At 62.8% G+C, this 14,199-nt stretch carries 14 protein-coding genes; 8 read left to right on the top strand and 6 right to left on the bottom strand.

The window, feature by feature from the left end; all coding sequences use genetic code 11:
• Positions 1-27: 27 nt before the first annotated feature.
• Positions 28-942, bottom strand: a complete 915-nt coding sequence (locus AC6JA3_RS15925; protein WP_026548050.1) for an MSMEG_6728 family protein — start codon at positions 940-942, stop codon at positions 28-30.
• A gap of 83 nt (positions 943-1,025) precedes the next feature.
• Here AC6JA3_RS15925 and AC6JA3_RS15920 point away from each other — a divergent pair, with 83 nt between their 5' ends.
• The 3 genes from AC6JA3_RS15920 to AC6JA3_RS15910 all read left to right on the top strand — a co-directional run bounded on the left by AC6JA3_RS15920 (position 1,026) and on the right by AC6JA3_RS15910 (position 3,551).
• Complete coding sequence (locus AC6JA3_RS15920) at positions 1,026-2,057, top strand: adenosine deaminase (RefSeq protein ID WP_026543115.1); 1,032 nt, start codon at positions 1,026-1,028, stop codon at positions 2,055-2,057.
• A 156-nt stretch (positions 2,058-2,213) separates the two neighbouring features.
• Positions 2,214-3,170: a pullulanase X25 domain-containing protein gene (locus tag AC6JA3_RS15915; RefSeq protein WP_347781738.1), complete on the top strand. Its 957-nt coding sequence runs from the start codon at positions 2,214-2,216 to the stop codon at positions 3,168-3,170.
• Between the two features lie 96 nt (positions 3,171-3,266).
• Entirely contained in the window at positions 3,267-3,551 is a 285-nt protein-coding gene (locus tag AC6JA3_RS15910) for an acylphosphatase (RefSeq protein ID WP_026543113.1), read from the top strand.
• Here the strand turns inward: AC6JA3_RS15910 and AC6JA3_RS15905 are convergent.
• Genes AC6JA3_RS15905 through AC6JA3_RS15890 form a run of 4 tightly spaced genes read right to left on the bottom strand, consistent with a single transcriptional unit; the run spans position 3,548 to position 5,967 of the window.
• On the bottom strand, positions 3,548-3,958 hold the full coding sequence (locus tag AC6JA3_RS15905; protein ID WP_026543112.1) for a type II toxin-antitoxin system VapC family toxin: 411 nt from the start codon (positions 3,956-3,958) through the stop codon (positions 3,548-3,550). The genes AC6JA3_RS15910 and AC6JA3_RS15905 overlap by 4 nt on opposite strands.
• Positions 3,955-4,221 carry a type II toxin-antitoxin system Phd/YefM family antitoxin gene (locus tag AC6JA3_RS15900; RefSeq protein WP_026543111.1) on the bottom strand — a complete coding sequence of 89 codons (267 nt, stop codon included), beginning with the start codon at positions 4,219-4,221 and terminating at the stop codon, positions 3,955-3,957. Before AC6JA3_RS15900 ends, AC6JA3_RS15905 begins: the two co-directional genes overlap by 4 nt.
• A gap of 54 nt (positions 4,222-4,275) precedes the next feature.
• Positions 4,276-5,160 carry a PfkB family carbohydrate kinase gene (locus tag AC6JA3_RS15895; protein WP_347781737.1) on the bottom strand — a complete coding sequence of 295 codons (885 nt, stop codon included), beginning with the start codon at positions 5,158-5,160 and terminating at the stop codon, positions 4,276-4,278.
• Between the two features lie 33 nt (positions 5,161-5,193).
• Positions 5,194-5,967, bottom strand: coding sequence for a GntR family transcriptional regulator (locus tag AC6JA3_RS15890; protein ID WP_497920304.1), 774 nt, complete (start codon positions 5,965-5,967; stop codon positions 5,194-5,196).
• A gap of 134 nt (positions 5,968-6,101) precedes the next feature.
• Here AC6JA3_RS15890 and AC6JA3_RS15885 point away from each other — a divergent pair, with 134 nt between their 5' ends.
• Both AC6JA3_RS15885 and AC6JA3_RS15880 read left to right on the top strand, forming a co-directional pair.
• Positions 6,102-7,571, top strand: coding sequence for an MFS transporter (locus AC6JA3_RS15885; RefSeq protein ID WP_397334561.1), 1,470 nt, complete (start codon positions 6,102-6,104; stop codon positions 7,569-7,571).
• A 129-nt stretch (positions 7,572-7,700) separates the two neighbouring features.
• Entirely contained in the window at positions 7,701-8,702 is a 1,002-nt protein-coding gene (locus AC6JA3_RS15880; protein WP_347781736.1) for a nucleoside hydrolase, read from the top strand.
• A 99-nt stretch (positions 8,703-8,801) separates the two neighbouring features.
• Here the strand turns inward: AC6JA3_RS15880 and AC6JA3_RS15875 are convergent, their stop codons facing one another.
• Positions 8,802-9,554 (bottom strand): ArsR/SmtB family transcription factor, encoded by a 753-nt coding sequence (locus tag AC6JA3_RS15875; RefSeq protein WP_223944829.1) that lies wholly within the window; start codon positions 9,552-9,554, stop codon positions 8,802-8,804.
• A 660-nt stretch (positions 9,555-10,214) separates the two neighbouring features.
• Here AC6JA3_RS15875 and AC6JA3_RS15870 point away from each other — a divergent pair.
• From AC6JA3_RS15870 to AC6JA3_RS15860, 3 genes are read left to right on the top strand one after another with little or no spacing between them, the layout of a single operon-like run.
• Positions 10,215-12,290, top strand: coding sequence for a beta-galactosidase (locus AC6JA3_RS15870; RefSeq protein ID WP_347781735.1), 2,076 nt, complete (start codon positions 10,215-10,217; stop codon positions 12,288-12,290).
• Positions 12,290-13,270, top strand: coding sequence for an ABC transporter permease (locus AC6JA3_RS15865; protein ID WP_347781734.1), 981 nt, complete (start codon positions 12,290-12,292; stop codon positions 13,268-13,270). The genes AC6JA3_RS15870 and AC6JA3_RS15865 overlap by 1 nt, the downstream gene beginning before the upstream one ends.
• Positions 13,271-13,326: 56 nt before the next feature.
• Positions 13,327-14,196, top strand: coding sequence for a carbohydrate ABC transporter permease (locus AC6JA3_RS15860; RefSeq protein ID WP_026548039.1), 870 nt, complete (start codon positions 13,327-13,329; stop codon positions 14,194-14,196).
• Positions 14,197-14,199 lie beyond the last annotated feature (3 nt).

Here is a 14,199-nt window from a genome sequence, read left to right as displayed (position 1 = left end):
GCCGTCGTGCGTTATTGGGTGGTGCCGCTACAGCGCCGGCGCCGGGACCGGGAAGAAGACCCGGGGATCCTGCAGGAGCGCGGGGTAGTCGAAGTCGGAGCGCTTGATCACGTTGGTGACTTCGAAGTTGCGGGCAAACCGGCCATCTACCGTGATGGGCCGGCCTTGGATCAAACCAACGGCGAATGTCTGGCCGTTGTCGAAGGGTACCGCCAGTTCCGTCTTGCCGGGCAAGGTGTTGAAGGCGCGCTCCTGGGCTTGGCGCTTCCGCGTGGGCTTCTTCTCCGGGGGTGCAACCGGCCGCTTCTTGGGACCGCCCACCTGGCGGCGGGACTTCTCCTCGGCGTACACAAACTGGTACTCGTCAGGGTCCGTGGCCGGTGTTGCCTTCGCCTTGCCGTGCGGGGGCATGCTCACAACGGTGAGTTGCTCCGGGCGGAGGTCTTCGACATTGGATCGAAGGATCAGGAGGCGGTCCTCTTCCGGGTCCTCGGGGTGGAACTCGTGCTTGGGCTCAGGCCACACGTATTCCAGCTTTTCCTCCGTGCCCGGGAACAGCTGTGCGTAGTACTTGGGGTCCTTGCTGAGCAGCTTGGACCGGTGGCTGAGGTGCAGGTCCTCGTATCCGAGCCACGGCGGCATGACAATCCGGGAGGCATAGTCCGGGTGGGCTGCCTGCGGGGCGAACTCGGCGATGTTCGCGCGCGTGTTGTCCGGGTGCCCACGTTCCATCCATTCGTCGGCCATGGCCAGGCCGTACATGGTCAGCGCGGGGACATGGCCCATCCACATCCGGACAGCCGGGTGCTGCTGCCAACCGTACTCCGGGATCACCAACGCGCGGAGGACCTGGAGCGCTTCGACGCGCTGCTTGCCGAGCCTGGAAGTGTCGAGGGCCTTGGCACTTTCACGGAAATCGGCGAAAGGGAGGAAAGTCTGCATCCTTTCAGTTTGAGGGTGCCGGGCGTGAGAACCAAGTTGAGTGCTCCGGGACACGTGCCATTGTTGGGGCCTAGAGTTGCAGGGTGGAAACTTTTGACGAGAAAACTGTCACCACGGCGCCCCCGGTTGCCGAACTGCACCTGCACATCGAAGGGACTCTCCAGCCAGAGCTGATCTTTGCCCTGGCCGAACGTAACGGCATTGAGTTGCCGTACCAAGACATCGAGGAACTGCGCGAGAAGTACCAGTTCACGGACCTGCAGTCCTTCCTGGACCTGTACTACGCCAACATGGCTGTGCTGCAGACAGAGCAGGACTTCACCGACATGACGCGTGCCTACCTGGAGCGGGCTGCCGCCGGGGGAGTGCGCCACGCGGAAATTATGATGGATCCCCAAGCGCATGTCTCCCGCGGTGTCGCCCTGGAAACCTGCGTCAACGGAGTGGCCAACGCCTTGGCTACCTCGGAAGAGGACTTCGGGGTCTCTACGCTGCTCATTGCCGCATTCCTGCGGGACATGTCCGAGGATTCCGCCTTGGAGGTTTTGGATCAGCTCCTTGCCATGCACGCGCCCATCGTGGGCATCGGTCTGGACTCGGCAGAGGTGGGTAATCCGCCGTCGAAATTTGAACGCCTGTACCAGCGCGCCGGCGAGGCCGGGCTCCGCCGGATAGCCCACGCAGGAGAAGAAGGCCCGGCCAGCTACATCACCGAGGCGTTGGACGTCCTTCACGTGGAGCGGATTGACCACGGCATCCGCTGCATGGAAGACACCGAGGTGGTCCAGCGGCTGGTGGCCGAGCAGGTGCCCCTGACGGTCTGCCCGTTGTCCAACGTCAGGCTGCGCGCAGTGGACAAGCTGGCTGACCACCCGTTGCCCGAAATGTTGGCCATTGGCCTGAATGTTTGCGTGAACTCGGATGACCCCGCCTACTTTGGCGGCTACGTGGACGACAACTTTGAGCAGCTGGCCAAGGTTCTGGAATTCTCGGTGCCGGAGCAGGCCACGTTGGCTGCCAACTCCATCCGTTCCTCGTTCGCCAGTGACGCGCGGAAATCCGTCCTGCTGGACGAGGTCACTGAGTGGGTAAAAGCCTCGGTACCCCACCCTTAAGCCGCGCGCCGGCGTCCCAGCTGAGATCCGTACATCACTTGCGGCGTCGGGGATGTCACACTCAGTCACGACACACGGTGTTTACGTTCTGCAGTCGCGGGAATTAACAATTCATTGGCAAACTGCAAAGAGAGTAATCACCTTTGAAGGAGAAGCATGGGCGCGAACACCGCCGAAAACACCAACCTTCGTCTGAAGGCCGTACTGGACATCCTCGCTGAAAGTGTGTGGTCCGAGACCACCCTCAACGCAGGCGAAGTCCTGGCCGAAGCGATTGTCCGCGTACCTTTCAATGATCACGAGGCTGAGCTGCTCAGTGGGGGGATCCCCCGCGGGCACAAGACCCTGACCTCGGCGTCGGCCAAGCTGGTCAAGGCCGGTTGGCTGGTCAAAGGCCGTTCTGGCTGGACCATTCCGGAGGACGGCTTGCGCGCCACAGTGGCCTTCCCGGATGCGGCCGCCTTTGGAGCAGCGCTCGACGCCGGAACTCCGGTTCCGTCCGACGTCGCCGTTCCCACTGCCCCGCCAGTGAAGCCTGCGGCGAAAAAGGCAGCCACCAAACGGGCTGCAGCCAAAAAGGCAGCCGGGCCCGCAGTTGCCGCGACCGACGTGGCTGAGCCCAAGGTTGCTGCCGCCAGGGTCTCGGCGCCCAAGGCCAAAGCTGCCACGGGCAAGGCTGCACCCGCCGAGTCTGCATCCACCGAGGCTGCAGCTGCGGAGTCTGCACCCACGCAGAAGAAGGCGCCGGCGGCGAAGAAGGCTACACGCAAGGCGCCGGTGAAAGCAGCGGCGGCTCCCGCCGTCGAAACCCTGCCGCAGCCGGACGCCGTAGCGGTTGCCGGGGACTTCAACAAGATCCTCGGTGCTCCGGAGGATTGGGCGCCGCAGTATGACGAAGCCCAGATGGAGTTCAACCCGCTGGTCCAGGTATGGACCATCACGGCTGAACTGCCCGCCGGTTTCTACACCTACAAGATCGCGCTCAACCGTTCGTGGGACGAGAACTATGGTGCGTTCGGTGCCCGCGACGGCGCCAACCACGAGTTGAACCACGACGGCGGCCCGGTCACCATCACGTACAGCCACGCTACCCGGGACATCGTGGTCAGCTAAGTTCCTTTACCGGCATCAAACCTGCCCTTGTTCGCTCCACTCCCAGTTCAACGGTGAGTGGGACGGGCAGGGGCAGGTTTTCGTTAAGGTGGTTCCATGACTGACCAAGCCCAGCGCGTCACAGCCCGCATCACCGGCGTTGTCCAAGGCGTGGGTTTCCGCTATTGGACTGCCCGGAAAGCCGACGAGCTCATGCTGAAGGGAACGGTCCGCAACAACCACGATGGCTCTGTGCAGTTGGTTGCCGAGGGAACTGTCTCCGACGTTGAGCACCTCGTGGCATGGCTCCACTCCACCCGCGCGCCCGGCCGTGTGGAGAATGTTGACCTTGAGCTCTCTGAAGCAACAGGGGAGTTCAGCGACTTCCGGATTGTGGACTAGCGAGTCAGCGGATGCTTCGCCCCTGGCGACGTGGTGGTCAGGCCTGATTCTGTAGCGGCAAGGAGCAGTTCATGGTCATAAGCAACCAACTTGTCGGTCTGGAGCCGAATGGCTGTGGCCAAATGAATGGCATCGGCGCTGCGAAGTTGTCCCGGAAGGGCAGCTGCATACATGAGATCTGAGCGGGTTACGTCCACCAGATTGATGCCGGCCAAAACGGCATTGACAACGTCGAACGGCATATTCCTGCGACGGGCCGCGCAGTGCAGCTCTGTGTAAAGGAGCATGGAGGCCACCAGGTGACCTCCGGAGGCTGCTATCTCTACCAAGTAGGCGGCAGCGGCCGAGGACTCTCGTTCATTGACCACCAACTTCATGGCGGCGGAAGTGTCTACGTAGGCGATCACCGATCGCCACGCAGATCGGCCAGGATCTCGGCTGTGGTCATGTCGCTGCTGACGCGAGGCAGGAGAGTGAAGTCCACAGGCGACTCACTGGCGGGCCGGACGCTGCCCGCTTGGAGAAGTCGCTCAAATGGCGAAGCTGATGGAGGAATGAGGGTGGCCGTCACCTCGCCATTGTTGGTGACGTCAATGACTTCCCCATTCTTGACGCGTTCCAGAATCTTACTGCTCTGGTTGCGTAGTTCCCGGTGCGGAATAGTTGTCATGGCTTGCCTCCGTAGCAATCGTAGCACGCAGGTTTTTGGAGCCCCCCGCGCGTATCAAGCGGGCTGGGCAGCGGTCTTCGTCGCCTCGATGTAGTGCTCCAATGGCTTCAAAGCCGGCTGGGATGAGGCATCCCGGACGGCGTCCGCTCCAACGGCATTGGCGACAGCCAAAGCGTGTGCATATTCCAGTCCGGACTGGAATGCCAGGACCAGCGCCGCGCAGAAGGCGTCCCCGGCTCCGATGGTGTTGGCGATATCGTTCACAAGCACGGCAGGAGCCTCGGCCACCCGTTCGCCGTCGACAAAGATGGCCGATCCATCCCCGCCGTAGGTCACTGCCACCAGCGGGGCGTCATGAAGAGCGGGGATCAGCTCATACTCCGTCTCGTTCACGATCACCAGGTCGCAGCGTTCCAGGAGTTCAGGAATGAGCGGTGCCGCAGGGGCGGCGTTCAGGGCGAAGAAGCCCTTGGCCTGCCGCGCGGCTTCCAAGACAACGTCCTGGTCCACTTCGAGCTGGCAGAGAACGGCCTCGTTGTCGGCGAACTGGATACCTTCCACGCTCACGTCCGCGTTGGCGCCCGGGCACACCACGATCTGGTTCTCGCCGTTGCTGTCCACCAGCACCAGCGCGGTGCCCGTGGCCGCGTCCACGCGGGCGATGTCCTGGACGTCGACGCCGGCACCTGCCATGGCGCTGATGAGGCTGAGTCCGGCGTCGTCCTGGCCCACTGCCCCCACCATGCGGGAAGTGCCGGCGAGCCGGGCTGCCGCAACGGCTTGGTTGGCGCCCTTGCCGCCGGGCTGCTGGCGGAGGACTCCGCCGCCCACGGTTTCACCGGGGGAGGGGAGTCGTTCGGCTGTGGCAGTGATGTCGAGGTTGATGCTGCCCACTACGGTCAGGGAAGAGGGCGCAGCAGGCTGGAGGGACGTGCTCATGGAAGGTCCTTTACGGAAGATCGGGGAGGTAAATCAGGAGGACTGGATGACGGAGAGGTGGCCCGCCTTGGCAGCTACGAGGCATTTGGCAAGGTAGAACGCATTGCCGTTGCGGCGAACGTATTGGGTGAGGACCAGCACGGGGTCGGAGGGGCGCAGTCCCAGCAGCTTTGCGCGGCTGGGGCCGGCGGTGCTGAGGCTGATCTGGCATTCGCCGGGGCCGAGGGACATGCCCGGGAGCCCGCCCAGGACCTCGAGGAGCGTTGAGGCGGACAACGTGGGGGCTTCTGCTGCCTCGGCGAGCGCTTCGGGTTCGGGTATTTCCTGGGCCACGTTTTCCTGCAGGTGGGCAACGGGTTCGCCATTGCGGATCAGTACGCTCTCCCAGAACCACACATCCTGGTCGGGCTGGACTCCGATGCCGGGCGCCACGAATTCGGACGCCGGCTGCTTGATGGCCGCAACCCGTTTGACCTGGATGTCTTGCTCGGTTCCGCCAAGGAGTTGATCGAAGGGGCGGATGTGCTCGACTCCGATGCGGGGGAGTGAGTCGGCAACAAAGCGGCCAACACCCCGCCGTGCGCGGGTGAGGCCGTCTTCTTCGAGCAACATCAGGGCTTCCCGGATCACGGTGCGGCTGACGTCCATCATGGTGCCCAGTTCGGTCTCGGTGGGCAGCAGCGAGCCGGGCGGCAGGATTTTGGTCCTGATGGCTTCGGCTATGCGCGAGTAGGCTGCGACGCGCAAGGGCTGGCCCGGCTGGGCAGCGATGGGTCGTGACAGGAACTGGACGGCGTTGTCGGTCAAGGGTGCCTCACTTGGGATGGGTTACGGACACTGTACCGGATGACTGTGATAGGTTGCACAAGCTCGTAATACATGCTTGTATAACAACTCACATCTCGTGGCGCCGCCCGCGCCCTCGGACAAAGGAGTTTGATGTGAACATCCCCACCGCGACAGGCCCGAACACAGTAGACGGGCAGCCCGTGAACACCCAACCCCCGGGAGCATCGGCAGCAACAACTGAGCAGACGGACGAGGGCCGCTTCCATGGCAAAGCCGCTGCGCTGCTGATCACCACGTTGGTCCTGGCCGTGCTGGCCTTCCAGCTCAACGCCAGCATGATCACCCCGGCACTGCCGCACATCGGTTCCTTCTTTGGCGAATCCCCTGAAGCCGTGGCGCAGGTTCAGTCCATGTTCTTCCTGGCAGGAGCAATTTCCGGTCCCGTGATCGGGCGGTGGAGCGACTTCATCGGCCGCCGGAACGCTTTGTTGCTGGTTTTGGCTGTCATGGCCGTCGGAACCGTCCTGTGCATTTTCGCGCCCACGCTGCCATTGCTTGTCACTGGCCGGTTCATGCAGGGCGTCTCGAGCGCCATCTTTGCGCTCTCCTACATCGTGCTCAACGAGTACCTGCCCGCCCGGCTTTTCGGAACATCCATCGGCATCATCGCGGCCATCAACGGTGGCGTTGGCGGAGTGGACGGCTACTTCGGCGGGCTCATGGCCGAGACCCTGGGCTTCCAGTCGATCTTTGTTGCCGTGCTGGTCCTGGCCGCGATCGCCGTCGTGTGTGTCATCAAAGTGGTTCCCGGCGGAAAATCCGCCATCGCTCCCGGCCGGATGGACTGGTGGGGTGCGGGCTCGCTGTCGGTGTTCCTGGTCTTCATCACCTATTTCGTGTCCACGGGCTCCTCGGCTGGCTGGACCTCACCTGCCGCGCTCGGCCTGCTCGCGGGCAGCATCGCTTCCTTCACCGCGTTCTGGCTCATCGAGAAGAAACGCGAGACACCCCTTGTTGCCGTCCACCATCTCCGCTCACGCCAGGTTTGGCCGGTCATTGCCACTACCGTGCTGACCCTCGCCGGAATCTTCGCCATCATCAACTTCACCGTGGTGCTCCTCAGCCAGGACAAGGAGAACGGCTTTGGCCTCTCCGCGTCGGTTGCCGCCCTGCTGTTCCTGACTCCTGCAGCCCTCATCGGCGTCTTTGCCGCTCCGCTTGCCGGCTGGATCGCCGACCGCCGCGGCTGGATCAAGACCGTCCGCGTGGGCACGGCAACCAGCCTCGCCTGCGCAATCGTCGCTGCTCTGTTCTCACACAACCAAGTGGCGGTCCTCATCGCCATTGCCGCGCTGGGCGTCTTCTACAACGGCTTCTTCCTTACTGCGATCAACGGACTGTCCGTGCTGCTCTCGCCCAAGGAAGCGCCCGCTGCCTTGCCGGGTATCAACGGTGCCTCGTTCGGCATCGGGGCGAGTCTCGGCGTCGTGATCGTTGCACCGTTCGCGGGCCTCGGCACTGCAGCCGGTTACTCCACAGCCTTGTGGATCTCAGTGTCCATCACGGCACTGGCTTTCATCGTCAGCCTCTTTATTGCAGCCCCCAAGGGCGAAAAGATCTAACGCACGACGCCGGCACCAGGCTTTTGGCGCTTAGCGCACCCCAACTGGACATCCGAGCAGAACCCCACACGCTGCATCCACCGCACAACTCACAACTGCAGCCCGCTCCACCTGAAACGAGAGACCATCATGACCCAGCCCGCACCCTTCTTCCTCGACTGCGATACCGGCATTGACGACGCCTTGGCCCTCGCCTACCTCCTGGCCTCTCCGAAGGCAGACCTGGTGGGTATCGGCACCGTCAGCGGCAACGTCAGTGCAGCCGGTGGTGCCCGGAACACCCTGGACCTGCTGAACCTGGCCGGCCACCCGGACGTTCCCGTGGCAATCGGGGCGCACGATCCCCAGGTTGGTACTTTCCACGGCGGCGCCCCGCACGTCCACGGTGACAACGGCATCGGTGGAGTGGACCTGGTCCGGTCCCACCGCGAACCGGTGGAGGCTACCGCAGCGGAACTGCTAGTCCAGTTGGCGCACCAGTACGCGGGGGAGTTGCAGCTGGTGGCGATTGGCCCGTTGACCAACATTGCCCAGGCCTTGCGCCTGGAACCCAAGCTGCCCGAACTCGTTGCCGGGGTCACCATCATGGGTGGCGCGGCGCTGGCACCGGGCAACATTACGCCGGTGGCCGAGGCCAACATCGCCAACGATCCCGAAGCTGCAGCCGAGGTCCTGGCGGCGGCCTGGAACGTGACGCTGGTACCTCTGGATGTCACCATGACCAACGTCCTGGAGGAAAACCACCGCCAGGAACTGCTCGCCAACGAGCACCCCGTCTCGCAGGCATTGGGCCAGATGCTGGGCTATTACTTCGGCTTCTATGTCGATATCTTCGGCCGGGCATGCTCTGCGATGCACGACCCCCTCGCCGCCGCCATCGCCGTCAGGGGAGTGGAGCTGGCCTCGGCACCAACCGTCCGCGTCCAGGTGGACACTACGGACGGACCGGGACGCGGACAGACAGTGTGCGATCTCCGAGGGCTCTATGCTGGCCTGCCGGATCAGCGGGGCGCTCGTTGCCGCGTGGTCCTGGAAATCGGCGAGGACTTCGCGCCCCACCTGTTGGGAACCCTGCAGGCGGCCTGGCTGACGGAATCTGAAGTGATAAGGGCAGTGGAACCTGTCGCCTGACTGGCGGAAGAGTAACTGGCGGAAGAGTGACAGGGGACGACGACGGCGGCAGCGGCCCGCCGTCGTCGTCCTCTTTTAAGCCGCTGTTATTCAGGCCCGCTACGCGTACATGAGCGAGCCGGGCGTGGTCAGGGTTTCGCCGGTCTCGAGCCAGGTCTTGAGGCCGGACAGGATCATGGGCCAGCCGCCGTAGAGTTGGTCGTTTGCGCCTTCACGGAGCTGATCGTGCGTGACCGTGAGGTGGCAGGAATCGCCCACAGGTTCAATCTCCCAGGTGATGCGCGAGGTGCCCTCGGCTTTGACATCCTCGCCCCACAGCGCCTGCATGGTTTGGACGAGCCGGCGTGGGGGATCAACCTCGATGTTCTCGCCCTCGCCCAGCGGAGCATCGGCCTTGGGGTTCCGCATTTCGAAGCGGCTGCCCGGCGTCCAATCGGAGCTCAGCGTGTTCCCGAACTGGTACTTGCTGCGGATCTCGCTGGTGGTGATGGCTTCCCAGAGCCGTTCCGGGGTGGTCTTGATATAGATTTCGAAGATCTTTTCCATGGGACTTTCCAATCTGGATTTGAGGTCGCTGAGGGCAGCGGCCCATGGTTCTGAGTATTTACTCACCCAGCGGTCGTGGATGAGGCGGATGGGTACCGGGTTGAGGAAGTGCAGCTTTTCACGACCCCGACGGCGGGTGACGACCAGTCCGGCATCCTCCAGGAGCTTGAGGTGCTTGGCGATGCCGAAACGGGTCATTTCGAACCGGGCGCCCAAGGCAGACGCGGACTGGCCGTCCTCGCGGAAGAGCTCGTCCAGCAATTCCCTGCGGGTGGTGTCTGCCAAGGCCTTGAACACGGCGTCCATGACCTCAGAATAGGTGACCTTTTGGTCACGTGTCAATGGATTTTGCGTCCTGGCCCTCGGTGGGCGTGTGGGATGGCGGCGAGATCGCGGGAAGCGTGCGGGGATGGCGGCGAGGTCGCGGGAAGCGTGACGGGGGCGTGCGGGGATGGCGGCGAGGTCGCGGGAAGCGTGACGGGGGCGTGCGGGGATGGCGGCGAGATCGCGGGAAGCGTGCGGAGATGGCGGCGAGATCGCGGGAAGCGTGCGGGATGCCAGTGAGATCGCGGGAAGCGTGTCAGATCGCCGTTCCGGTCCCGCGATCCCGCAGGCTTCCCCACGAACTCGGCAGTGCGCCCGGCAGGGTAGCTAGCCAAGCAGAGCAGTTCGCCCGGCAGAGCAATGACCCGCCAGCGATGTTCCGAGCCGCCGACAGCCTCCGATAGTTTCCATGAAGGGTCGGAAACTTAACTGCTTTTAGGTTGATCTGCGCCCGCCACTACTGCGATCCATCGGCCCGAAACCCCGCCAAACGCTTGATTATCCGTTATTTCCCGGGCTCCCATGTTACTCGCGGGTTTCCGATATCAACCTGTTGTTATTGCGTAAACTTTACGATAGTTTCTCTGTGTGATGTGCGTCGCACTGTTGTTCAGGGCGACGAAGGCCGAGTGAAGGACAATGATGACCATCCACCCAGAGGACTTGCGGACAGCCGGGGCGCGGCTGCGGCAACTGCACCAACGAATAGGCGGCGTAGCCTACGGCGGGGACTACAACCCCGAGCAATGGCCGCGCGAAGTCTGGCTTGAGGACGCCAAACTCATGCAGCAGGCCGGGGTAAACCTGGTGACCTTGGCGGTCTTCTCATGGAGCCGGCTTGAAACCAGCGATGACGTTTTCGATTTCGGCTGGCTGGATGACGTCATGGACCTCATGCATTCGCACGGCATCGGCGTAGACCTGGCAACCCCGGATGCCGTACCCCCGGCTTGGCTGGTGGAGCAGCACCCGGACATCATGCCCGAGCGTCCGGACGGGAGCATCTTCGGCTTCGGTTCCAGGCAGCACTTCGATGTATCCCACCCGGTCTACCGCGCCAAGTCCCTGGCGCTGGCGGAGAAGATGGGCGAGCGCTACGCCAGCCATCCTGCGCTGCGGATGTGGCACGTCGGCAACGAATACGGACCCGTCTCCTATGGTCCGTGGGCTGAGAAGGCGTTCCGTGAGTGGCTCCAGCGGAAGTATTCGTCGTTGGATGAGCTCAACCAGGCCTGGAGCACCACGGTGTGGGGTCAGCTCTACACCGACTGGAGCCAAGTCCGCGTCCCTGCCCAACCCCGCACCTGGTCCAACCCGTCGCGACGCCTGGACTTCCACCGCTTTACCTCGGACAGCATGCTGGAGCACTTCAAGGCCGAGCGGGACATCCTCCGCCGCCACAGCCCTGACCTGCCGATCGTCACCAACTTCATGCGCTTCTACAAGACCAACGACTACTGGGCCTGGGCAGCCGAAGAGGACGCGGCAGCGCTGGATATCTACCCGGACCCGCGGGAGGACGACGCCCACATTGCTGCTGCATTGAACTTCGACCTCATGCGGTCGCTGCGCCACGGACAGCCTTGGATGGTCATGGAGCAGGCAACCGGCGCCGTCAGTCAGTGGTCTGTCAACGTCTCCAAACTTCCGGGCAAGATGCGGCTCGGCTCATACCAGGCCATAGCCCAGGGCGCTGATTCCATCCTGTTCTTCCAGTGGCGGCAAGCCAAGGGCGGCACGGAGCGCTACCACTCGGCCATGGTGAACCACGCCGGACCGAACACCCGGATCTTCCGGGAAGTCTGCGAGCTCGGCCAGGAGTTGAAGTCCCTTGGCGACCTGACGGGCACCAGGTCCACGGCCAAGGTGGCCATCGTTTTCGATTGGGATTGCTGGTGGGCGCTGGAACTCGGCAACTCGCCTAGGTCGGACCTGAACTACGCGCAGGAGGTCCTGCGCTTTTACCGCCCGCTGTTCGATGCCAACATCACCGTTGATTTCGTCAACGCCAACAGCGACCTTTCCGGGTACAGCCTGGTGGTCATGCCGGCGTCGTATCTCTTGACCGATGACGCCGCGCGGCGTTTCGAGGACTACGTCTCCGACGGCGGACAGCTGGTGGTCTCCTACCTTTCCGGCATTGTGGACCAGGACAATACCATCCGGCTGGGCGGCTACCCCGGGGCATTGAGGAACGTTCTGGGCGCCTGGAGCGAGGAAATGCACCCTCTCGCCGGTGCGGATGAGCAAGTAAAGCTCTCAACGCCCGACGGCGGCACCTCCTCCGCGAGCTACTGGACCGAGCACCTGCACGCTGAATCCGCGGAGGTCCTGGCCAGCTACTCGTCGGGCCGCCTTGCCGGCACCCCGGCCGTCACCCGTAACTCCTTCGGGCGGGGCACCGCACTGTACTTATCGGCCCGTATTGATGACGGGTTGCTGAACCAGATATTGGCGGACCAATTGCGCACCGCCGGTGTGGAACCGGAACTGAAGACGCCCACCGGAGTCCAGGTCCGGCGTCGTACTGGCACCGCAGCGGACGGCACCGCCGGAAGTTTCCTCCTGGTGCTCAACCACAACGACGCTCCGTCCATGGTGGACGTGCTCGACGGCGGCACGGACCGCCTCAGCGGGCGCGCGGTCAGCGGGCTGGTTGAGCTCCCTGCCAACGGTGTCCTGATCCTGGACGAAACAACGGGACGGGAGTCTGACTAATGGCACTGCGACTCGATGTTCCTCCCAAGGCAGTGGCCGGCCCCGAGCCGGGTGCCGGCAAGAAGCGCCGCGACAAGCCCGGAAGCTGGAAACTGGCCCTCAAACGCGACTGGCGCCTGTACACGTTGCTGGCGCTGCCCCTGCTGTATCTGCTGATCTTCAGATACCTGCCCATGGCCGGCAACGTGATCGCTTTCCGTCAGTTCCAACCCGGTGGCAGCATCTTCGGCGAGAAATGGGTGGGCTTCAAATACGTCACCCTGTTCATCAACGATCCCAGCTTCTGGCAGGCCTTCCAGAACACCATCATCCTGGGTGTCCTGACCCTGGTGTTCTGCTTCCCGATGCCGATTATCTTCGCCCTGATGCTCAACGAGTTGAGGTCGCAGAAGTTCAAGAAGTTCGTCCAGACTGTGGCCTACCTGCCGCACTTCATGTCAGTGGTGATCATCGCCGGGATGATCCTGCAGAACTTCTCCATGAACGGCACGGTCAACCAAATCGCGGAGTCGTTGTTCGGCACCACCGTGAACTTCACGCAGGATCCCGGCTGGTTCCGGCCCATGTACATCAGTTCCGAGGTGTGGCAGACCATGGGCTGGGGCGCCATCCTCTACCTTGCAGCGCTGACGCGGGTGGACGAGTCCCTGTATGAGGCGGCCCGGATCGATGGTGCGAACCGCTGGCAGCAGACCTGGCACGTGACGCTGCCGGCCATCAGGCCAACCATCATTACCCTGCTCATCCTGAACATCGGCACATTCATGGCGGTGGGCTTCGAGAAGATCCTCCTCATTTACAACCCGCTCAACTATGCAACCTCGGACGTCATCTCCACCTACCTGTACCGGGTGGGCCTGGAATCCAGCAACTTCAGCTATGCGGCCGCAATCGGAATGTTCGAATCCGTCATCGGCCTCACGCTGATCCTATCAGCGAACGCGATCTCCAAGCGCCTCGCAGGAACGAGCCTGTGGTGAACAAAACAGCTACTGCAACCAAGGGCGGCGCCGCCCAAGGCGTCCTGGTGAAAGACATGAAAGTCTCCCGTGCCATGCGCATCTTCCGGGCGTTCAACCTGGTGTTCCTGCTGCTGGTGGTATTCCTTACGGTCTATCCGTTCCTGAACATCATCGCCCAATCATTCTCCAGCGAAGGGTTCATCAACGCGGGGCAGGTCAACCTGTTTCCAATGGGCTTCAACACTGAGACGTACAAGCTGATCCTGGCTGACTCCACCTTCTGGAACAACTACGGCAACACCGTCCTGTACACCGTGGTGGCAACGGCCATCTCCATGGTCCTCACTACTGCATTCGCGTACGCGATCGCTAAAAAGGACCTCAAAGGACGCAGCGTGTTCATTGGCCTGGCCGTGTTCACCATGTTCTTCAACGGCGGCCTGATTCCCAACTACGTGCTCATCAGCTCCCTGGGCATGAGGGACTCCATCTGGGCCGTTGTGCTCCCGAACGCGATCAGTGTGTTCAATTTGCTCATCATGAAGTCCTTCTTCGAGAACATGCCCCGCGAACTGGAAGAAGCAGCATCGATCGATGGACTCACCCAGTACGGGGTGCTGTTCCGGGTGGTGCTGCCGCTCAGCAAGGCAATCGTGGCCACCATGATCCTGTTCTACGCCGTGGCCAACTGGAACTCCTGGTTCCAGGCCTTCCTCTACCTCGACAACCCTGACCTTTTCCCGGTCACCATCTACCTGCGCAACATGATCGCCGGAGTCACCACAGCGGGCTCAGCAGGCGGAACAGCGGAGAACGTCGGCCAGATCGCCGCCAACATCCAATCGGTCACCATCGTCCTGACCGTCATCCCCATCCTTTGCGTCTACCCCTTCGTGCAGAAGTACTTCTTCTCGGGCGTCATGCTCGGTTCCGTCAAGGAATAACCC

The organism is Arthrobacter sp. TmtSoilC79 (genome assembly GCF_059739405.1).
This window is presented reverse-complemented; position numbering and strand designations above follow the sequence as displayed.